An 18,956-nucleotide genomic window follows, 5' to 3' on the forward strand; every position below is an offset into this window, starting at 1 on the left:
GAGGACTATGACGGATTATACGCTTTTAAGGGACCAGCTCCTGGCCCTGGCAGAGGATGTGGAGTATGAGATCACAAATCTCTCCAACGCCTCTGCGCTTTTATACCACAGCCTGGAGGGGCTCAACTGGGCCGGATTTTATCTGTGGAGGGACGGGAGCCTGATCCTGGGGCCGTTCCAGGGAAAACCGGCCTGTACCAGGATCCTGCCGGGCCGCGGCGTCTGCGGAACGGCGGCAGAAAAGGACCAGACGGTGCGGGTGGAGGACGTCCACCAGTTTCCCGGACATATTGCATGTGACTGCGCCTCCAATTCCGAGATCGTGATCCCGCTCCATAGAAACGGTGAGCTTTACGGCGTCCTGGATATGGACAGCCCAAGGCTGGGAAGGTTTACAAAAGAGGACCAGAGGGGGCTGGAGCTGTTCTGCCGGGCCATGGAGGAGATCCTAAAGCGGAACCGGGCCTAGAGCGCAGAAAGGGGACGTATCTATGAAAGCAAAAGTTCTGGTGGATAATATCACAAAAAACCAGTGGAAGGCCGAGTGGGGGCTTTCCATCTATATCGAATACAACGGCCACAGGATCCTCCTGGACACAGGGACCACAGAGGCCTTTGCAGAAAATGCAGACCAGATGGGGGTCCGCCTGGAGGATGTGGAGTTCGGAGTCCTGTCCCATGCCCACTATGACCATTCAGACGGCCTTGGAGAGTTCTTTAAAAGGAATTCCACGGCAAAATTTTACTTACAGAAGAGCGCAGAGGAAAACTGTTACAGCAGGAAAAATTTCCTGTTTAAGAAATACATCGGGATCCGCCGGGGATATCTGGAAACGTATAAGGACCGGATCGTCTATGCCGACGGAGACATGGAGGTGATCCCAGGAGTGACGCTCCTTGCCCACCGGACGCCGGGACTTTCCGGTGTGGGAAAAAAGGCCGGGATGTATGTGAGGAAGAATGGCCGGTGGAGGCCCGACGACTTTTCCCACGAGCAGAGCCTGGTGCTTGACACGAAGGAGGGACTGGTGATCTTCAACAGCTGCTCCCACGGCGGCGCAGATGTGATCATCCGGGAAGCGGAGGCTGCGTTCCCTGGAAAGCAGATCTACGGCCTCATCGGCGGCTTCCATTTGTTCCGGTCTGAGGACCAGGAGGTGCGGGAGCTGGCAGACCGGATCAGAAAGACCGGGATCCGGCGGATCTGTACGGGCCACTGCACCGGGGAAAGGGCCATGGAGATCCTGAAGGAAGAGCTGGGAGACATGGCAGAGCAGATCTATACAGGGTTTGAGATCGAAGTGTAAAAATAAATCAGAGGAGAGAAAGAAATGGATACTCGGGTGGAAAAGACCATTGAAAGACATAAAAAAGGATACAACTGCGCCCAGGCGGTGGCCTGCACCTACTGCGACCTGGTGGGCGTGGACGAGGAGACCATGTTTAAGATGACCGAGGCCCTGGGCCTGGGAATGGGCTGTATGGACGGCACCTGCGGGGCGGTGGCGGGAGCCTGCATCCTGGCCGGGATGAAGCGGAGCACGGGAAATCTGGAAAAGCCCGACAGCAAGGCAGAGTCCTATAAGCTTTCCAGGGCCATCCTGGGCGGCTTTGAAAAGGCCAACGGAACGGCAATCTGCAAGGAATTAAAGGGGATCGAGACCGGCAAGGTGATCAAAAGCTGCGACGACTGCATCAAAGAGGCGGCGGCCCTGGCAGAGCAGGTGCTGTTTTCATAAAGGAGAAGGAGACTATGGTACATTTTGTGGGCGCCGGCTGCGGCGCGGCGGATCTGATCACAGTCCGGGGGGCCAGGCTGCTCTCGGAGGCGGACGTGGTGATCTACGCAGGCTCCCTGGTGAACCCGGAGCTCCTTAAGGGGACAAAGGAGGGCTGTGAGATCCATGACAGCGCCCGGATGACCCTTCCGGAGGTCCTTGGTGTCATGGAGCGGGCAGAGGCAGAGAAAAAGACCATTGTGCGGCTCCACACAGGGGATCCGTCGCTTTACGGGGCCATACGGGAACAGATGGACCGGCTGGAGGAAATGGGGATCGCCTATGACGTCTGCCCCGGAGTCAGCTCCTTTAACGGAGCTGCCGCCAGCCTGGGAGCGGAGCTGACCCTTCCGGAGGTGTCCCAGACGGTGATCATCACCCGGATGGCCGGGCGGACGGCTGTGCCGGAAAGAGAGAGCTTCCGGTCTCTGGCGGCCCATCACTCCACCATGGCGGTGTTTTTAAGCGCCGGGCTCCTGGAGGAGATGGAGGAGGAGCTTAAGGAGGCCGGGTACAGGCCGGACACTCCGGCGGCCATTGTCTATAAGGCCACATGGCCGGAGGAAAAAGCCGTCCGCTGTACGGTATCGACCCTTAAGGAAACGGCGGAACGGGAAGGGATCCGAAAGACCGCCATGATCCTCATCGGCAACGTGCTGGGGACCAGGGAGGAAAACGGCTATGCGGACTCCAGGCTCTATGCGCCGGACTTTACCACAGGATTCAGAAAGGGGACAGACGCATGAAAAAGCTGTACGTTGTGGGCATGGGGCCGGGAGACCACGACTCCATGACCATCCGGGCGGACCGGGTCCTAAGGGAATGCGACGTGATCGTGGGCTACACGGTCTATGTGGAGTTAGCAGAGCAGTATTATCCAGAAAAGGAGTTCCTGACCACGCCCATGCGCCGGGAGACCGAGCGGTGCCGCCTGGCGTTTTCTGAGGCGTCAAAGGGCAGGACCACGGCCATGATCTGCAGCGGCGACGCCGGAGTATACGGCATGGCGGGGCTGATCCTGGAGATCGGGCGGGAATACCCGGGGGTTTCCGTGGAGATCGTTCCCGGGGTCACGGCAGCCTCCTCCGGAGCGGCGGTCCTGGGGGCTCCGCTGATGCATGATTTTGCGGTCATCAGCCTCAGCGACCTTCTGACTCCCTGGGAGACCATTGAAAAGCGGCTGCGGGCCGCGGCCATGGGAGACCTCTGTGTCTGCATTTATAATCCCTCCAGCAAAAAACGGGCCGGCTACCTGCGGCGGGCCTGTGAGATCTTAATGGAAGAAAAAAGCCCGGACACAGTCTGCGGGGCGGTGAAAAATATCGGAAGAGAGGGCGAAGAAAGCCAGGTGATGACCCTGGGGGAGCTCTCTGGCTATGAGGCGGATATGTTTACCACCGTCTTTGTGGGAAACAGCCAGACCATGGAGCTTTCCGGGGCCATGGTGACTCCCAGAGGATACCGCCTATGAGCTGTCTGTCTGTAAAAGATATCGGGACCGCCGCCCTGTTTGCCGGGACCACGGAGGGGAGGCTCCTGGCAGAGCGTCTGGCCGGAGGCCCGGTAAAGGTCCATGTATTTGTGGCTACGGAATACGGGGGAGAGGGTCTGCCGCAGGCAGAGAACATCCTTGTCCATGAAGGACGGATGGACCAGGAGGAGATCCGGGAGGAGCTGTCCAGGCTTTCCTGTGATCTTGTGCTGGACGCCACCCATCCCTTTGCCCGGATCGTGTCGGAAAACATAAAGGATGCCTGCGCCGCCTGCAGGATCCCCTGTTTCCGGATCCTGCGTGACTATACAAAGTCCCGGAGGGCCGGAGGTGCCGGAACGGGATCCAGCCCTGTTTTCGTGGATTCTGTGGAGGAGGCCGTGGAGTTTTTAAAGGGTACCCAGGGCCATGTGCTGGTGACCACTGGCAGCAAGGAGCTTTCTAAATATAAAGCGCTTCCGGACTGGGAGGAACGGATCTACGCCCGGGTGCTGTCCCTGCCCCAGGTGGTGTCTGACTGCGGAGATCTGGGCTTTTACGGGAATCATCTGATGGCCATGCAGGGCCCCTTTTCGGTGGAGATGAACGTGGCCATGCTCCATGCCGTGGGAGCGGCCTGGATGGTCACCAAGGAGTCTGGGACCGCCGGAGGCTTTGAGGAAAAGGCATTGGCTGCCGGACAGGCCGGAGCCGGACTCATTGTAATTGGAAGGCCAAAGGAGGATGGGATCTCCCTCCGGGAGGCGCTGGAGCTTTTTGGCCTGTCCATGGACAGGAGAAAGGTATTTCTGGTGGGCATGGGACCGGGAGATCCAGGGCTTTTCACAGAGGCGGCCAGACGGGCCTTTGAGGAAAGCCAGGTGCTGGCGGGAGCCGGACGGATGGCCGACGGTCTCAGGGGCTTCCAGAAGCCAGTCTTAAGGGAATACCAGCCGGAGAGGATCCTGGGCTTTTTAAAGGACCATCCGGAGTATGAGACGGCGGCCGTGGCCCTGTCGGGAGACACGGGCTTTTTCAGCGGGGCCAGAGGGCTTCTGGAGGTATTAAATAGGGACGGCGGCTTTGAGGTGGAGGTGATCCCGGGGATCTCCTCCGCCGGATACTTCTTTTCCAGGATCGGAGCGGGCTGGGAGGATGTCTGCTTTTTAAGCCTTCATGGCCGGGACGCTGACCTGGAGGGAGCCGTGGGGGGTCATAAACGGGTGTTCATCCTCTGCGGAGGAAGCAATGCTTTAAAGGAGATCTGCGAAAGACTTCTCCACGCGGGCCTTTCCCAGGTACGGCTTACGGTGGGAGAAAACCTCTCCCTGGCGAATGAGAGGATCTCTGAAGGGACGCCGGAGACCATGAGGGAACGGGAGGTTTCCGGGCTTACGGTGGTGCTGGCAGAAAATCCGGCGGCAGGGAGGACTCTCCCCCGGCCTCTGACCCATGGCCTTCCCGACGAGGCCTTCCTCCGTGGAAAAACACCCATGACAAAGCTGGAAGTGCGGTCCGTGTCCCTTTCAAAACTGGCTCTTACAGAAAATGCCGTGGTTTACGACGTGGGAGCCGGAACGGGCTCAGTTTCGGTGGAATGCGCCAGACTGTCCTCCGGGATCCGGGTCTTTTCCATTGAGCGGGATCCAGAGGCCCTGGAGCTGCTGGAAAAAAACCGGCAGCAGTTTTCCCTGTCCAACATGGAGATCGTGGCCGGGACTGCCCCGGAGGCTCTTGAGGGGCTTCCTGCCCCCACCCATGTGTTCATCGGCGGCAGCGGAGGCAGCATGGGCCGGATCGTGGATACGGTCTTGAGGAAAAATGGTACCGCCCGGTTTGTGGCGAACCTTATTACCCCGGAATCCCTGGCTGCGGTCATGGACCTTCCCGGGGTCCTTCCGGTGACAGATCCGGAGATCGTCATGGTAACAGCCGCCCGGTCGAAAAAAGCAGGAAACAGTCATCTGATGCTGGGGGCCAACCCGGTCTGGATCGTGGCGTTTTCCGGAAGGGAGGACCAGTGATGGAAAAGGTGCAGTTTCCAAGATTTATGGTAGCGGCGGAGAAAAGCGGCCAGGGAAAGACTCTCATCACCTGTGCCCTCCTGGAGCTTTTAAAGGAACAGCACCGGGTATCTGCCTTTAAGTGCGGCCCGGATTATATCGATCCCATGTTCCACCGGAGGGTGGCCGGCGTGCCCTCCTATAACCTGGACAGCTTTTTTTCCAGCCGGGAGGAGCTGATCCAGCTTCTTGGCCTCCATGGCGGGCCGGACCGCCTGGGGGTGATCGAAGGCGTCATGGGCTATTACGACGGCCTGGGCGGCAGTACGGACCGGGCCAGCTCCTATGAGGTAGCGGAGCGCACCCATACGCCAGTGATCCTGGTGGCCGACGCCCAGGGCAGAAGCTTTTCTACCCTGGCCGCTGTCCGGGGCTTTTTAAGTTTCCGGCCGGACAGCCATATAAAGGGCGTCCTGTTCAACCGGCTGTCCCCCATGCTGTATCCGGCCCTTAAACGGGCGGCAGAGGAAGAGCTGGGGATCCGGGCCGTGGGCTTTGTGCCGCCGTTGGGAGAGGAGTTCCAGCTGAAAAGCCGTCACCTGGGCCTTCTGCGGCCGGAGGAGATCCCAGGGTTCCGGGAGGAGATCCACAGGCTGGCTGAAACGCTCCGGCCAGGGATCGACCTGGAAGCCATCCTGTCCATTGCAAAGGAGGCGGAACCGCTTCCGGCCCGGAGGCGCAGCCTTCCCCAGATACAGAAGAAAAATGGGGAAAAGCCGGTGATCGCCGTGGCCATGGACGAGGCTTTCTGCTTCTATTACCAGGATAATCTGGAGACCCTGGAGGCCATGAACGCAGAGCTCAGGTTCTTTTCCCCCATCCATGACGAAAAGGTGCCCGGGGAGGCCGACGGCCTTTACCTGGGAGGCGGCTATCCGGAGCTTTACGGAAAGGAGCTTTCAGAAAACGCTTCCATGCGGGCCAGCGTCCGGGAACTCCTGGCCCAGGGGATACCCTGCATCGCCGAATGCGGCGGATACCTGTATCTGAAGCAGGAGCTTGCGGATGCGGACGGCATCTCCTGGCCCATGTGCGGTGTGCTTCCAGAGGGAAGCCGGGACAGCGGAAGGCTTTCCAGATTCGGCTACGGGATCATGACGGCCATGGGAGACAGTGTCCTGGGGCCTGTCGGGACCAGCGTTCCGGCCCACGAATTCCATCACTGGGACAGTCCGGAAAACGGAGACTGCTTTTCCTTTAAAAAGCCAGTGGGGACCCGGGAATGGTCCTGCGGCTATGGAACGGAAAGCCTTTACGCCGGATTTCCCCATCTTTATTTTTACGGCCATGAGCCGGTGCGGTTTCTGGAGCTGGCGGCCCGGCGGCGGGACGGGGAGTGCGGACGATCACATAGAACATAAGGCGGTGGCAGATATGAAAAAAATTTTTGAACTCCTTTCAGAGATCCGCCCGGCGGACCAGAAAGCCATGGAGGCGGCCAGGCTCCGGTGGAATTCAGTGGCAAAGCCCATCGGAAGCCTGGGGATCCTGGAGGAGGACATTATAAAGATCGCCGGGATCCTGGGAAGCGCAGAACGGATCCCTCTGGAAAAAAGCGCCCTGGCAGTCATGTGCGCCGACCATGGAGTGGTGGAAGAGGGCGTGACCCAGACGGGCCAGGAGGTCACCCGGATCGTGGCAGAAAATTTCACAAAAGGCCAGACCACGGTGACCTGTATGTGCCGGGTGTCGGGAACGGACGTGTTTCCGGTGGACGTGGGCATGACAGGAGAAGGATGGCTCTGGGACGGCTCCGGCAAAGAGGCCCCGGCCCCCTTTGTGCTCTTAAACCGGAGGGCCGGAGCCGGAAGCCGGAACCTGGTGAGAGAGGCGGCCATGACCGGGGACCAGTGCGAAAAGGCGCTCCTGGCGGGGGCGTTCCTGGCCCGGGATCTGAAGCAGATGGGCTATGGGATCCTGGCCTCCGGAGAAATGGGCATCGGGAACACCACCCCGGCCAGCGCCCTGGCCTCGGTCCTTACGGGAGCCCCTCCCCGGCTGGTCACCGGACGGGGGGCCGGTCTCTCGGATCAGGGGCTTTTAAGAAAACAGAAGGCCGTGGAGGCGGCCTGCGAGCGGTTTTTCCGGCAGTATCCCAGGTATAAGGATTTTTCCTGGGATGTTTCCGCAGAGCCCCGGGATGCGTTCCTTCTTCTTGTGGAGCTGGGAGGCTTTGATATCGCCGCCATGGCCGGACTGTTCCTGGGAGCCGCCGCGTACAGGCTTCCTGCGGTGATCGACGGCTTCATCTCATCGGCGGCGGCGCTTTTGGCGGTGCTCATGTGCCGGGACGTGAAGGACTTCCTCCTGGCCTCTCATGTATCTTCAGAGCCTGGGGGACGTCTGGTGATGGACCAGCTGGGATTAAAGGCCCCTCTGGACTGCGGGATGCACCTGGGAGAGGGGAGCGGGGCTGTGGCCCTTCTGCCTCTTTTAAAAATGGGCGCCATGGTCTATGAAAACATGAGCACGTTTTCGGAGATCCATGTGGAATCCTATGTGGACTATGGGGCCAAAAAGGGAGGCCGGCCATGAAGGCCCTTCTGATGGCCTTTTCCATGTACTCCAGGCTCCCGGTGCCGGATTTTGTCTGGGAGGAGGAGGACCGGAAAAAGGCCATGTGCTTTTTTCCCCTGATTGGGGTCCTGGCAGGGGCTGCATTTTTCCTGGTATATCTTTTTATGGAACGGTCAGGGGCAGGGCCTGTTTTTAAAGGGGCGTTTCTGACGGCCGTGCCGCTCCTGGCAACGGGAGGCATCCATATGGACGGCTTTTTAGATACCTGTGACGCCAGGGCCTCCTGGGGAGACCGGGAGAAAAAGCTTCAGATCTTAAAGGATACCCATGCGGGGGCCTTTGCAGTCACCGGAGGCGGGCTGTACCTGCTTTTATACTGCGGCGGCTGTTCGGAGCTTCCGGTCCGGGGGGCGGCAGCCGTGTCTGTTGGATTCGTCCTGTCCCGGGCTTTAAGCGGGCTGGCGGCAGCGGTATTTCCCGGAGCCAGGGAGCACGGGATGCTGGCGGATTTCATGAAGGATTCCAGAAGACGGCTGGTGGCGGCCTCCATGGTATTTTATATGGCGGTTTCCGCCGGGGCCATGATCCTTCTGGGCGGCCTTTGCGGGGCGGCGGCGGCCCTTGGGGCCGTCCTGGCATTTTTATATTACAGGCGGATGGTGTTCCGGGAGTTCGGCGGCGTCACCGGGGACCTGGCCGGGTATTTTTTACAGCTTTGTGAGCTTTTTATGGTACTGGCGGCGGCGGTCTGCCATCTGGCGATTTCATAGACAGGAGGCGTTTTATGAGGATCCTTCTTCTCCGCCACGGGGAGACGGCGGGCAATCTGGAAAAGCGGTATGTGGGAAGGACCGACGAGGGGCTTACGGAGGCGGCCATACAGGCGCTCCGGCAGACCTCGGAGAAGCGGAAGCAGCTTCTTTACGGGCTTCTGGGTCCGGTGGCGGCGGTGTACGCAAGCCCCATGAGGCGGTGCCTGGAGACGGCAGCCCTGGTTTTTCCGGAAAAGGACTTTTCGGGCGTTCACGTCCGTCTGGTGCCCGGCCTTTCGGAATGTGACTTTGGCCGGTTCGAGTACAAAAATTACAGAGAGCTTTCCGGGGATGCGGATTACCAGCGGTTCATCGACTCCGGCGGAACAGACGGGTTCCCGGGAGGCGAGGCCGTGGCGCAGTTCAAACGCCGGTGTGCAGATGCCTTCCGGCAGGAGGTGCGTACCCTTACGGAGAAAACAGACGGTACGGCGGTGTTCGTGATCCACGGCGGCTCCATCATGGCCGTGCTGGAGGCCTTTGGCCGGCCGGAGCGGGAGTATTATTCCTGGCAGACCGGCTGCCTTTCTGGGTATCTCTGCCGGACCGGGGAGGAGAACGGCCATTTCTGTCTGACAGATGTTGCGGAAATTTCAATTATATAGTATACTTTAAGGATACGAAATAAGAGAAAGGCAGGTAGCAAACATGATAGCTCCATTTTTACTGATCATCAGTCTGGGTCTTCTGATCTACGGCGCTCTGGTAACAGGAGGGATCTACGTTCCCATCCGGTCCAAGATCCTTATTGAGGATGAGGGAAGGGCCGCCTGGTGCAAGGTGGAGGGCTTTACGAAGATCCTCTGGGGACTGGATCTGGCCGTGTTCGCCATGTATTACGAAAAGATCTTCCTTCCCACCTTATGCCTGGTGATCTTTTTAGGGCTGACTCTGTATACCATTTATATCACATATAAAAATAACGAAAAATATCTGAAATAAAGGAAAAACGTGAATTTATGGACAGAATGATCTGGGCCTGGGCGGCAGCCCTGGGGTTTCTGCTGGACTGGGTCCTGGGAGATCCACAGTTCCTTTACCATCCGGTGCGTCTCATCGGCTGGCTCATTGGACGGCTGGAAGCGGTTTTAAGGAAAATATGTAAAAAAACGGAAAAAGGGCTTCTTCTGGGAGGCCTTTTTCTGGTTGCGGCGGTATGCGGGATCACCGGAGGAGCCGTGTGGGCTCTCCTGGCCCTGTGCCGGGAGGTTTCGGCCTGGCTGTACCTGGCTGTATCGGCGGCCCTCTGCTACCAGCTCCTGGCAGCCAGATCCCTTCAGACAGAAAGCATGAAGGTCTATCAGGAGCTGAAGAAAGGGGATCTTCCCGGAGCCAGAAGGGCAGTGTCCATGATCGTGGGCCGGGATACGGAGCGTCTTTCAGAGGCAGGCGTCACGAAGGCTGCGGTGGAGACCGTGGCGGAAAATACCTCGGACGGGGTCATCGCCCCGCTTTTTTATCTGGCCCTGGGCGGCCCCGTCCTTGGGTGGGTCTACAAGGCTGTGAACACCATGGATTCCATGGTGGGGTACAAAAACGAAGCGTACCTGTATTTTGGCCGGGCGGCGGCAAAGCTTGACGATCTGGCCAACTTCCTTCCCGCCAGGCTTTCTGCCGGGCTGATGGTCCTGGCGGCGGCGGTCCTGGGCATGGACTGGTGGGAAGGAATGCGGATCTTTTTCCGGGACCGCTTTAACCACGCCAGCCCCAACTCCGCCCAGACAGAGGCCGTGTGCGCCGGCGTCCTCCATGTACAGCTGGCAGGAGACGCCTGGTATTTTGGGACCATTTATAAGAAAAAGACCATCGGGGATGATAAAAGGCCGGTGGAGGCGGAGGATATCCCCAGGGCCTGCCGTCTCATGTACGGAGCTGCCTGGGCGGCAGCCCTGGCGGCGGTCCTGGTCCTGGCGGGGATCCGATCATAAAAACAGACGAGGAGGAACGTATGAGCCGGGTGATCATGATACAGGGAACCATGTCCAGCGCGGGAAAAAGCTTCCTGGCGGCGGGACTTTGCAGGATATTTAAGGAGGACGGATTATCGGTGGCCCCCTTTAAGTCCCAGAACATGGCCCTCAATTCGTATATTACAGAAGAAGGCCTGGAAATGGGGAGGGCCCAGGTGATGCAGGCAGAGGCGGCCGGGATCCGTCCCGAGGCGGCCATGAACCCGGTGCTTTTAAAGCCCACCTCCCATATGGGCTCCCAGGTGATCGTCAACGGGGAGGTACTGGGAAATTATTCGGCGGCAGAATATTTTAAGATGAAAAAAAGCCTGATCCCGGAGATCAAAAGGGCATACGACAGCCTGGCAGAGCGGTTTGACGTGATCGTGGTGGAGGGAGCCGGAAGCCCGGCGGAGATCAACCTCCGGGAAAACGACATTGTCAACATGGGCCTGGCGGAGCTCATCGACGCTCCGGTGCTGCTGGCGGGAGACATTGACCGGGGCGGTGTATTCGCCCAGCTTTACGGCACGGCGGCCCTGCTGTCCGACCGGGAGCGGGCCAGGATCCGTGCCTTTATCATTAATAAATTCCGGGGAGATAAGGAGATCTTAAAGCCCGGCCTTTCCATGCTGTATGAGCGGTGTCCCATCCCGGTGGCGGGCGTGGTCCCATATATGGACGTGGATCTGGATGACGAGGACAGCCTGGCAGACCGGCTCTGGGCAAAGGATACGGCCATGGACCGGAATGGAAGAAAGGCTTTTGCCAGGATCGCCGTGGTGCGGCTTCCCAGGATCTCCAATTTTACGGACTTCAATGCCCTGGAGCATCTTCCCGGCGTGGCCCTTTATTATGCAGACCGGCCGGAGGAGCTTTCAGCCGCAGACCTGGTGATCCTTCCAGGCACGAAAAATACCATGGGCGATCTGAAGTGGCTTAGGGAAACGGGGATGGAGGCGGCCATTTTAAGAAAATACGGAGAAGGCTGCTTCGTGTTCGGCGTCTGCGGCGGCTTCCAGATGCTGGGGATGCGGCTTTCGGATCCCTTCGGCATCGAGGAGGGCGGAACGCTCCGGGGGCTCGGGCTCCTTCCGGTGGAAACGGTGTTTTCCAGGGAGAAGACCAGGACCCGGGTGACGGGGAACGCCTGGGTGTTTGAGGAGTGGGGAGGAACCAAAGCCTCTGGCTTCACGGGATATGAGATCCATATGGGAGAGACAAAAAGGGCCGGAGGAAGGCCGTGTACCGGCATCCGGAAAGAATCGGACCCGGCCGGAGCTGCCATAAAGGAGGACGGCTGCATTCAGAGCCGTGCGGCAGGAACCTACGTCCATGGCTTTTTTGATTCCCAGGAGATCCAGAGGGCCGTGTGGGAGCTGCTGGCTGGAAAATATGGCATTTCTATGGACAAGCTCCCGGAAGCCGGAGGGTTTTCCATGGCTGCCCATAAGGAAGAGCAGTATAAAAAGCTGGCGGGGATCCTGAGGGAAAATCTGGATATGGACCGGATTTACGGGATCCTGGACCGCAGGCTGTGAGTGAGAAAAAAGGAGAAAGCTTATGGAATGGACAGAAACGCTCTGCAGGGAGACCGGGATCCGGTTCCTTACGACCCGGCCGTCGGAGATCGAGGCGGCCAGCTTTGCCATCATAAAAGAAGAGCTGGGACAGGAGTTTTTAAAAGCCTGCCCCCAAGACCAGCTTCCGGTGCTCTGCCGGGTGATCCACACCACGGCGGATTTTTCCTATAAGGAAAGCCTGTATTTTTCAGAGGACGCCGTATCAAAGGGCCGGGAGGCCCTGGCCTCCGGCATCCCCATCATCACCGACACCACCATGGCCGCCTCCGGGATCAACAAAACGGCTGCCGCTGCCCACGGCATCCAGGTCCGCTGTTTCATCGGGGACGAGGACGTGAAGGAGGCCGCCAGGGAGTCCGGGATCACCCGGTCGGCGGTCAGTGTGGACAAGGCCGCCAGGCTGTATCCGGACTGCATCTACGCCGTAGGCAACGCCCCCACGGCCCTGATGCGGCTGTATGAAAAGATCCGCACCGGAGAGATCCGTCCCCGTCTGGTGGTGGGGGTGCCGGTGGGCTTTGTAAACGTGGTGGAGGCCAAGGAGCTGATCCTTTCCGCAGGAGTGCCCTGTATCGTGGCAAGAGGAAGAAAGGGCGGCAGCAACGTGGCCGCCGCCATCTGCAACGCCCTTCTATACGACCGGAAGGTCTGAGACAAAAGAGCCGGGACAGAAAAAGTTCATAAAGTTTTCACAAAAATTATTAGCACTCAATATTGACGAGTGCTAATAAAAGTGGTATAACAGAACCAGTTCCAAAGGGAACCAGGGATCCAGATATAAATACCATTTAAGATAAGGAGCGATGATCTATGTTAATGCCCAGCATTTTTGGAGAAAACTTATTTGATGACTTTTTCACCCTTGAACGGCCCCAGAAGCAGTACGAAAAGGAAGCGTCCTGCGATCTGATGAAAACGGATATCCGGGAGTACGAGGGCGGCTTTGAGCTGGATATCAACCTGCCGGGATGCAAAAAGGAGGATATCCAGGCAGAATTAAAGGACGGCACCCTGACCATCACCGCCGTATCCAATAAAAATACAGAAGAGACGGCAGGGAGATATATCCGCAGGGAACGGTTTGCCGGCTCATGCAGCAGAAAGTTTTATGTGGGCGAGGAGATCACAAGAGAGGATATCCGGGCCAGGTTTGAGAACGGCGTCTTAAAGCTTCTGGTTCCCAAAAAGGAAGCAAAGAAGCCGGAGGAAGAGGAACGGAAATTCATCAGCATCGAGGGCTGATGAAAACAAACGGGAAAGAGGCAAAGAAGCCGTTAAGACTGGCGGCGTTCCATTGACTTCTTTCCCGGGTTATGATATTTTTGAAAGAGATCTGTGTCTTTTTTACACAGATTTTACAGACATTTTAGATTTTATAAAAAAGGAGTGATCGGCTGCATGGACGGCGGTTCAAACGGAGACGGACACAGGAAAAACAGAATAGGCTCCATGCGTTTTATGGAATAAAGAGGTATAGTCTGGGAGATGAACATGCTTGCAGGCTGTACCTTTTTGCGTTTAAGCAGGCCATGTTCCCATTCCGCGGCGGCGGATGTGACAGCGGGAAAAATTTACGTCCCCATGAAAGGAGAAAAATTACATAAAACCATGATCGGAGCAATCCTATTACAGATTCTTTTAATTTTTGGAAACGCAGTGTTTGCCAGTGCGGAGATCGCTGTGATCTCCATGAACGACGCGAAATTAAAGCGCATGACCCACGACGGAGATAAGCGGGCAAAGAAGCTCACGGCCCTGACGGAGCAGCCGGCCCGGTTCCTGGCCACGATCCAGGTGGCCATCACCCTGGCGGGTCTCATGGGCGGCGCCTTTGCGGCAGAAAACTTTGCCGGGCCCCTGGTGGGCCTTCTCATGAGCCTTGGCGTTCCGGTGCCGGAAAACGTCCTTCATTCGGTATCCGTGGTACTCATCACCCTGGCGCTGACCTATTTCAGCCTTGTGTTCGGTGAACTGGTGCCCAAGCGGATCGCCATGAAAAAGCCGGATTCCATGGCCCTGGGCATGTCCGGCATGCTGTTCGGCGTCTGGAAACTCTGCAAGCCGGTGGTGTGGCTCTTAACCTTTTCCACCAACCAGATCTTAAGGCTCCTGGGCGTCGATCCGGAGGAAGAGGATGAGGTGGTGACCGAGGAGGAGATCCGCATGATGTTAGCCGAGGGCCGGGAGCAGGGGACCATCCGCCCGGAGGAAAGCCAGATGATCCAGAACGTGTTCGAGTTTGACGATACGCCGGCCGAACAGGCCGGGACCCACAGAAAGGACGTGGTGTTCCTCCATATGGAGGACGAGGATGCGGTCTGGGACCAGACCATCCTGGAATCCCGGTTTACATACTTCCCTGTATGCCGGGAGAACCGGGACAACGTCATCGGGATCCTGGACACCAGGGATTATTTCCGCCTGAAGGACCGCTCCAGAGAGTCCTTAATGGAGCACGCCGTGGACCGGCCGTTCCTGGTGCCGGAGACCATGCGGGCCCATTCCCTGCTCTCTGCCATGAAAAAGGAGCGGAAGTATTTCGCCGTGCTTCTGGACGAATACGGCAGCGTCACCGGCATCGTGACCCTTCACGACCTGGTGGAGGAGCTGGTGGGCGACCTGGAAACAGAGGACGAAGAGGAACGGCCGGAGGAGATCCGGCAGATCTCAGAAAACTGCTGGCGGATCCAGGGCTCGGCTCCCCTGGACGAGGTGGAGGACGCCCTTAAGCTCGTCCTTCCCCGGGAGGATTACGATACCTTCAACGGGTATGTCTGGGGGCTGATCGATCGGATCCCGGCCGACGGTGAGCATTTTGAGGTCCAGGTCCCCGGATTGAAAATACAGATAAAAAATGTAAAAAACCATATGGTGGACTGGGCCGTGGCGGAAAAGCTCCCTGCGGAGCCCGGGACGCCGGGGGACGGCCCTGCCGTTTCCCAGGATAAAACAGGAAAGGAATAAACGGTATGGATCTGTCATTTACTGGTTTTCTGGGAGAACTTCTGGAAAACCCGGCGCTTCTTGTAACGACCCTGTTCACCCTGGGGGTGATCTTCGTAAACGGGTGGACCGATGCGCCCAACGCCATCGCAACCTGCGTGACCACCCGGTGCCTAAGCGCCAGAAACGCCATCATCATGAGCGCCTTCTTTAATTTCCTGGGCGTGTTCATCATGACCCAGATCAACAGCTCCGTGGCCTCCACCATCAGCAATATGGTGGACTTCGGAGACAGCACCCAGAATGCGCTGGTCGCCCTCTGCGCGGCCCTGCTCTCCATCGTTATATACAGCGTGGGGGCGTCCATTTTCGGGATCCCCACCAGCGAGAGCCACAGCCTCATCGCCGGTCTTTCGGGAGCGGCCATCGCCATCCAGCACGGCACCGGCGGCATCAACGGGGCCGAGTGGGTCAAGGTTCTTTACGGCCTTGTGCTGAGCCTGGTGCTGGGCTTCGGCACCGGCTGGGTGGTATGTAAGATCATCTCCTTCATCTGCCGGGACATGGACCGGCGCAGGACCAACCGGTTCTTCGGCTTTGCCCAGATCGCCGGAGCCGCGGCCATGAGCTTCATGCACGGGGCCCAGGACGGCCAGAAATTCATCGGCGTCCTGTTTTTAGGGGCCGCCTTTGCCCATGGCCAGAATTCCGTAAGCGGCATGGAGATCCCGGTGTGGCTCATGCTCCTATGCAGCGTGGTCATGGCCCTGGGAACCAGCGTGGGCGGAGAAAAGATCATTAAATCCGTGGGCATGGACATGGTAAAGCTGGAGCGGTACCAGGGCTTTGCCGCCGACGTATCCGGCGCCCTCTGCCTTCTTTATTCCAGCCTGTTCGGGATCCCGGTGTCCACCACCCACACAAAGACCAGTGCCATCATGGGCGTGGGAGCGGTGAAGCGGATCTCGGCCATCAACTTTGGCGTCGTAAAGGATATGGTGCTCACCTGGATCTTCACCTTCCCAGGCTGCGGCCTCATCAGCTTTATTATGGCAAAAATATTCATGTACATCTTTTAAAGGAGAAAGCATATGTCGAAAAAACAGGACGATTTTTATTTTCAGAACTTTATTGAATGCGCCGGATATTCCTGTCAGGCCGCCCATCTTTTAAAGGAGATCCTGTCCGATTTTAGGCCGGAGGACACCAGGCTGCGGCTGGACGAGCTTCATAAGATCGAGCATGAGGCCGATATGAAAAAGCATGAGCTCAGCGACCGGCTCACCAAAGCCTTTATCACTCCCATCGAGCGGGAGGACATCGCGGCCTTAAGCGAGCAGATCGACGATCTCACCGATAAGATCGAGGAGGTGTTCATCCGCATTTATATCAACAATGTAAAGGCCATCCGGCCGGAGGCCTTAAAGATGCTGGAGCTGGTGATCCAGTGCTGCGAGGAGGTCTGCGGCCTCATGCGGGAGTTCGCCAACTTCCGCCGTTCTAAAGAGTTAAAGGACCGGATCATCCAGATCAATTCCCTGGAGGAGGAGGCAGACCGGCTGTATATCGCCAGCATGCACAGCCTTCATTCAGAGGAAAAGGATGTGCTGGCCGTCATCGCATGGAGGGAGATTTACAGCTATCTGGAAAAATGCGCCGATGCCTGCGAGCATGCCGCCGACGTGGTGGAGAGCGTGGTCATGAAAAATTCATAAAGGTTCCAGAAAGAACAGACAGGATCCTGTATCCGGGAGGAATGAAAAACCTCTTGACATGCAGGATCTTTTCTTGTATAACTGTATTAAGTGAATAATACAACAATACAATAATACAAAAAGACAGCAGCCAGAAAAGAAGATAAGGAGTGAGGAAATGGAATGGAAGCTGACAGACGACAGGCCCATATGGTCCCAGCTGTCGGACCTGGTGGCGTCGCAGATCGCTGCCGGGGTGTACGGGCCGGGAGAGCGGCTCCCCTCGGTGCGGGAGCTGGCGGCAGAGGCGGGGGTGAACCCCAATACCATGCAGAGGGCCATGGCAGACCTGGAGAGCCGGGGGCTGGCTGTGGCCAACAGAACAGCGGGAAGGTGTGTGACAAACGATATGGAGACGATCAAAGCCCTGCGGACAGGACTTGTAAAGGAGCAGGTGGCATGGTTCCTGGAAAAAATGCGGGATCTGGGATACACCGGAGATGAGATCCGGGCCGTGCTGGAGGATGCGTTAAAGGAGGGAGAGGCGTAATGGGCGTTTTGCTGGAATGCAGCGGCCTCACAAAGCGTTTTGGAAAACGCGAGGCCTTAAAACAGGTGGATCTTTCGGTGGAAAGCGGGAAGATCGTCGGTCTTCTGGGCCCCAACGGCTCCGGAAAGACCACTCTTATTAAGCTGGCCAACGGGCTTTTGAGGCCCGACGGGGGCTCTATACGGATCGACGGGCAGGAGCCGGGAGTGTATACAAAATCCATCGTATCTTATCTGCCGGACCGGATGTACTTTGCTGACTGGATGCGGGTCTCCGATATGGTCCGCATGTTCCGGGATTTTTACACGGATTTCCGCCTGGAGACGGCGGAGGATATGCTGGAGCGTCTGGAGATCTCCGGCTCAGAGCGGATGAAGAGCCTGTCCAAGGGAACAAAGGAAAAGGTCCAGCTGGCCCTGGTCATGAGCCGGAAGGCGAAGCTGTATCTTTTAGACGAGCCTATCGGCGGCGTGGATCCGGCGGCCAGGGATTTTATCCTGAGGACCATTCTTACCAATTATTCTGAGGATGCGTCGGTGATCCTGTCCACCCATCTGATCGCCGATATCGAGAAGGTCCTGGACGAGGTGATCTTTTTAAAAGAGGGACAGGTGGTGCGCCAGGATCCGGTGGACCGTATCCGGGAGCAGGAGAAAAAATCCGTGGACGCCCTGTTCAGAGAGATCTTTGCAGTGCCCATGGGAGCAATGGACTGGGATACCCATGGAAGGGAAGGAGAGAGATAAGATGTTCCGGAAGCTTTTTAAATATGAATGGACGGCCATGATGCGCAGCCTGTTCCCTGTGTACGGGGCGGTGCTGGCGGTCACGGTCCTCAATGCGCTGATGTTTCATGTGATCGTTCCGGAAGCCGGACGGACAGAGCTCCTGGATTCTCCGTTCCTGGAGCTGATCCCCTGGTTTACCGGCGCCTTGTACGCCGCCGTGCTGGCGGCCCTGGGAGTGATGACCGTGCTTCCGGTGATCCAGCGGTTTTATAAGGGGCTTTTAAAGGAGGAGGGATATCTGATGTTCACCCTGCCGGTGGAGTCCTGGAAGATCGTCCTGGCCAAGGCTCTGGCCGCAGTGCTGATGATCCATATCTCCCTGATAGTAGGGATTTTTTCCATCGGGATCCTGGCGGGTGAGCTGACCTTCCTTAAGGCAGTGCCTGGATTCCTGGCGGAATGCTTTAAGCTCATCGGGGCCGGCTTTAAAGAGGATGCCGGGATGACGGTCCATGTGATCCTGTTCTTTCTGGAGGGTCTCCTGGCCATGATCGCAGCCTGGTTTGCCACGGTGTACCATTTTTACCTGGCCATGGCCCTGGGCCAGCTGGCGGGAAACCACAGAGTGGCCTTCTCTGTGCTGGCCTATGTGGGCATCAGCTCTGTCTTTTCTATTATAATGACGGCGCTGCTCCAGACGTATCCGCTGTGGGAGCCGGTGCTGGAGAGGATGGATATGACGGCGGCGATCCATGTGACCGGCTGTGCATTCCTGCTCTGGCAGGTATTCCAGATCCTGACTGAGGCCCTGGGAACGGAGTATCTTCTGAAGCATCATCTGAACCTGGAGTAGGCGGACGGGTCCTGG

General features: G+C 57.8%; 21 protein-coding genes. All 21 read left to right on the forward strand.

The window, feature by feature from the left end; translation table 11 throughout:
* The first annotated feature begins 7 nt into the window (after window positions 1-7).
* The 21 genes from ACI6NM_RS02030 to ACI6NM_RS02130 all read left to right on the forward strand — a co-directional run bounded on the left by ACI6NM_RS02030 (window position 8) and on the right by ACI6NM_RS02130 (window position 18,941).
* Complete coding sequence (locus ACI6NM_RS02030; RefSeq protein ID WP_262427404.1) at window positions 8-469, forward strand: GAF domain-containing protein; 462 nt, start codon at window positions 8-10, stop codon at window positions 467-469.
* A 22-nt stretch (window positions 470-491) separates the two neighbouring features.
* Window positions 492-1,307, forward strand: coding sequence for an MBL fold metallo-hydrolase (locus ACI6NM_RS02035; RefSeq protein ID WP_262427403.1), 816 nt, complete (start codon window positions 492-494; stop codon window positions 1,305-1,307).
* Between the two features lie 24 nt (window positions 1,308-1,331).
* On the forward strand, window positions 1,332-1,739 hold the full coding sequence (locus ACI6NM_RS02040; protein ID WP_022273651.1) for a C-GCAxxG-C-C family protein: 408 nt from the start codon (window positions 1,332-1,334) through the stop codon (window positions 1,737-1,739).
* A gap of 14 nt (window positions 1,740-1,753) precedes the next feature.
* Window positions 1,754-2,524 carry a precorrin-4 C(11)-methyltransferase gene (cobM, locus tag ACI6NM_RS02045; protein WP_262427402.1) on the forward strand — a complete coding sequence of 257 codons (771 nt, stop codon included), beginning with the start codon at window positions 1,754-1,756 and terminating at the stop codon, window positions 2,522-2,524.
* Window positions 2,521-3,249: a precorrin-3B C(17)-methyltransferase gene (gene cobJ / locus ACI6NM_RS02050; protein WP_262427401.1), complete on the forward strand. Its 729-nt coding sequence runs from the start codon at window positions 2,521-2,523 to the stop codon at window positions 3,247-3,249. Before cobM ends, cobJ begins: the two co-directional genes overlap by 4 nt.
* Window positions 3,246-5,273: a precorrin-6A reductase gene (cobK, locus tag ACI6NM_RS02055; protein ID WP_262427400.1), complete on the forward strand. Its 2,028-nt coding sequence runs from the start codon at window positions 3,246-3,248 to the stop codon at window positions 5,271-5,273. Before cobJ ends, cobK begins: the two co-directional genes overlap by 4 nt.
* A complete protein-coding gene (locus tag ACI6NM_RS02060; RefSeq protein WP_262427399.1) occupies window positions 5,273-6,673 on the forward strand; it encodes a cobyrinic acid a,c-diamide synthase CobB in 1,401 nt (466 codons plus the stop codon). Before cobK ends, ACI6NM_RS02060 begins: the two co-directional genes overlap by 1 nt.
* Before the next feature lie 13 nt (window positions 6,674-6,686).
* Entirely contained in the window at window positions 6,687-7,847 is a 1,161-nt protein-coding gene (cobT, locus tag ACI6NM_RS02065; RefSeq protein WP_262427398.1) for a nicotinate-nucleotide--dimethylbenzimidazole phosphoribosyltransferase, read from the forward strand.
* Window positions 7,844-8,599 carry an adenosylcobinamide-GDP ribazoletransferase gene (locus tag ACI6NM_RS02070; RefSeq protein ID WP_262427397.1) on the forward strand — a complete coding sequence of 252 codons (756 nt, stop codon included), beginning with the start codon at window positions 7,844-7,846 and terminating at the stop codon, window positions 8,597-8,599. Before cobT ends, ACI6NM_RS02070 begins: the two co-directional genes overlap by 4 nt.
* Window positions 8,600-8,613: 14 nt before the next feature.
* A complete protein-coding gene (locus ACI6NM_RS02075) occupies window positions 8,614-9,246 on the forward strand; it encodes a histidine phosphatase family protein (protein ID WP_262427396.1) in 633 nt (210 codons plus the stop codon).
* A gap of 43 nt (window positions 9,247-9,289) precedes the next feature.
* Window positions 9,290-9,583 carry a hypothetical protein gene (locus ACI6NM_RS02080; protein WP_022272769.1) on the forward strand — a complete coding sequence of 98 codons (294 nt, stop codon included), beginning with the start codon at window positions 9,290-9,292 and terminating at the stop codon, window positions 9,581-9,583.
* 17 nt (window positions 9,584-9,600) lie between these two features.
* Window positions 9,601-10,569: an adenosylcobinamide-phosphate synthase CbiB gene (gene cbiB, locus ACI6NM_RS02085; protein WP_262427395.1), complete on the forward strand. Its 969-nt coding sequence runs from the start codon at window positions 9,601-9,603 to the stop codon at window positions 10,567-10,569.
* 20 nt (window positions 10,570-10,589) lie between these two features.
* Window positions 10,590-12,131: a cobyric acid synthase gene (locus tag ACI6NM_RS02090; protein WP_262427394.1), complete on the forward strand. Its 1,542-nt coding sequence runs from the start codon at window positions 10,590-10,592 to the stop codon at window positions 12,129-12,131.
* A 22-nt stretch (window positions 12,132-12,153) separates the two neighbouring features.
* Complete coding sequence (locus ACI6NM_RS02095; RefSeq protein WP_262427393.1) at window positions 12,154-12,825, forward strand: precorrin-8X methylmutase; 672 nt, start codon at window positions 12,154-12,156, stop codon at window positions 12,823-12,825.
* 158 nt (window positions 12,826-12,983) lie between these two features.
* Window positions 12,984-13,415, forward strand: coding sequence for an Hsp20/alpha crystallin family protein (locus ACI6NM_RS02100; RefSeq protein ID WP_262427392.1), 432 nt, complete (start codon window positions 12,984-12,986; stop codon window positions 13,413-13,415).
* A 339-nt stretch (window positions 13,416-13,754) separates the two neighbouring features.
* Window positions 13,755-15,137 (forward strand): CNNM domain-containing protein, encoded by a 1,383-nt coding sequence (locus tag ACI6NM_RS02105; RefSeq protein WP_438501018.1) that lies wholly within the window; start codon window positions 13,755-13,757, stop codon window positions 15,135-15,137.
* A 5-nt stretch (window positions 15,138-15,142) separates the two neighbouring features.
* Window positions 15,143-16,195 carry an inorganic phosphate transporter gene (locus ACI6NM_RS02110; protein WP_262427391.1) on the forward strand — a complete coding sequence of 351 codons (1,053 nt, stop codon included), beginning with the start codon at window positions 15,143-15,145 and terminating at the stop codon, window positions 16,193-16,195.
* 12 nt (window positions 16,196-16,207) lie between these two features.
* The gene (locus tag ACI6NM_RS02115; protein ID WP_262427390.1) at window positions 16,208-16,831 is read left to right on the forward strand and encodes a DUF47 domain-containing protein; all 624 of its coding nucleotides are present in this window, start codon (window positions 16,208-16,210) and stop codon (window positions 16,829-16,831) included.
* Between the two features lie 157 nt (window positions 16,832-16,988).
* Entirely contained in the window at window positions 16,989-17,360 is a 372-nt protein-coding gene (locus tag ACI6NM_RS02120; protein ID WP_022274235.1) for a GntR family transcriptional regulator, read from the forward strand.
* Window positions 17,360-18,106: an ABC transporter ATP-binding protein gene (locus ACI6NM_RS02125; RefSeq protein WP_158357076.1), complete on the forward strand. Its 747-nt coding sequence runs from the start codon at window positions 17,360-17,362 to the stop codon at window positions 18,104-18,106. Before ACI6NM_RS02120 ends, ACI6NM_RS02125 begins: the two co-directional genes overlap by 1 nt.
* A gap of 1 nt (window position 18,107) precedes the next feature.
* A complete protein-coding gene (locus tag ACI6NM_RS02130; protein ID WP_022274233.1) occupies window positions 18,108-18,941 on the forward strand; it encodes a hypothetical protein in 834 nt (277 codons plus the stop codon).
* Window positions 18,942-18,956: the final 15 nt, after the last annotated feature.

Origin of the sequence: Pilosibacter sp. YYHA0881 (assembly GCF_051602715.1) — a bacterium.
Lineage (GTDB): Bacteria > Bacillota > Clostridia > Lachnospirales > Lachnospiraceae > Alitiscatomonas > Alitiscatomonas aceti.

Coding starts and splice junctions, on each gene's coding strand:
- cobK (WP_262427400.1), top strand. CDS start 3,246: ATGAGCTGTCTGTCTGTAAAAGATATCGGGACCGCCGCCCTGTTTGCC.
- ACI6NM_RS02090 (WP_262427394.1), top strand. CDS start 10,590: ATGAGCCGGGTGATCATGATACAGGGAACCATGTCCAGCGCGGGAAAA.
- ACI6NM_RS02120 (WP_022274235.1), top strand. CDS start 16,989: ATGGAATGGAAGCTGACAGACGACAGGCCCATATGGTCCCAGCTGTCG.
- cbiB (WP_262427395.1), top strand. CDS start 9,601: ATGGACAGAATGATCTGGGCCTGGGCGGCAGCCCTGGGGTTTCTGCTG.
- ACI6NM_RS02030 (WP_262427404.1), top strand. CDS start 8: ATGACGGATTATACGCTTTTAAGGGACCAGCTCCTGGCCCTGGCAGAG.
- ACI6NM_RS02080 (WP_022272769.1), top strand. CDS start 9,290: ATGATAGCTCCATTTTTACTGATCATCAGTCTGGGTCTTCTGATCTAC.
- ACI6NM_RS02125 (WP_158357076.1), top strand. CDS start 17,360: ATGGGCGTTTTGCTGGAATGCAGCGGCCTCACAAAGCGTTTTGGAAAA.
- ACI6NM_RS02105 (WP_438501018.1), top strand. CDS start 13,755: ATGAAAGGAGAAAAATTACATAAAACCATGATCGGAGCAATCCTATTA.
- ACI6NM_RS02100 (WP_262427392.1), top strand. CDS start 12,984: ATGTTAATGCCCAGCATTTTTGGAGAAAACTTATTTGATGACTTTTTC.
- ACI6NM_RS02040 (WP_022273651.1), top strand. CDS start 1,332: ATGGATACTCGGGTGGAAAAGACCATTGAAAGACATAAAAAAGGATAC.
- ACI6NM_RS02075 (WP_262427396.1), top strand. CDS start 8,614: ATGAGGATCCTTCTTCTCCGCCACGGGGAGACGGCGGGCAATCTGGAA.
- cobJ (WP_262427401.1), top strand. CDS start 2,521: ATGAAAAAGCTGTACGTTGTGGGCATGGGGCCGGGAGACCACGACTCC.
- ACI6NM_RS02115 (WP_262427390.1), top strand. CDS start 16,208: ATGTCGAAAAAACAGGACGATTTTTATTTTCAGAACTTTATTGAATGC.
- ACI6NM_RS02070 (WP_262427397.1), top strand. CDS start 7,844: ATGAAGGCCCTTCTGATGGCCTTTTCCATGTACTCCAGGCTCCCGGTG.
- ACI6NM_RS02035 (WP_262427403.1), top strand. CDS start 492: ATGAAAGCAAAAGTTCTGGTGGATAATATCACAAAAAACCAGTGGAAG.
- ACI6NM_RS02110 (WP_262427391.1), top strand. CDS start 15,143: ATGGATCTGTCATTTACTGGTTTTCTGGGAGAACTTCTGGAAAACCCG.
- ACI6NM_RS02130 (WP_022274233.1), top strand. CDS start 18,108: ATGTTCCGGAAGCTTTTTAAATATGAATGGACGGCCATGATGCGCAGC.
- cobT (WP_262427398.1), top strand. CDS start 6,687: ATGAAAAAAATTTTTGAACTCCTTTCAGAGATCCGCCCGGCGGACCAG.
- ACI6NM_RS02060 (WP_262427399.1), top strand. CDS start 5,273: ATGGAAAAGGTGCAGTTTCCAAGATTTATGGTAGCGGCGGAGAAAAGC.
- ACI6NM_RS02095 (WP_262427393.1), top strand. CDS start 12,154: ATGGAATGGACAGAAACGCTCTGCAGGGAGACCGGGATCCGGTTCCTT.
- cobM (WP_262427402.1), top strand. CDS start 1,754: ATGGTACATTTTGTGGGCGCCGGCTGCGGCGCGGCGGATCTGATCACA.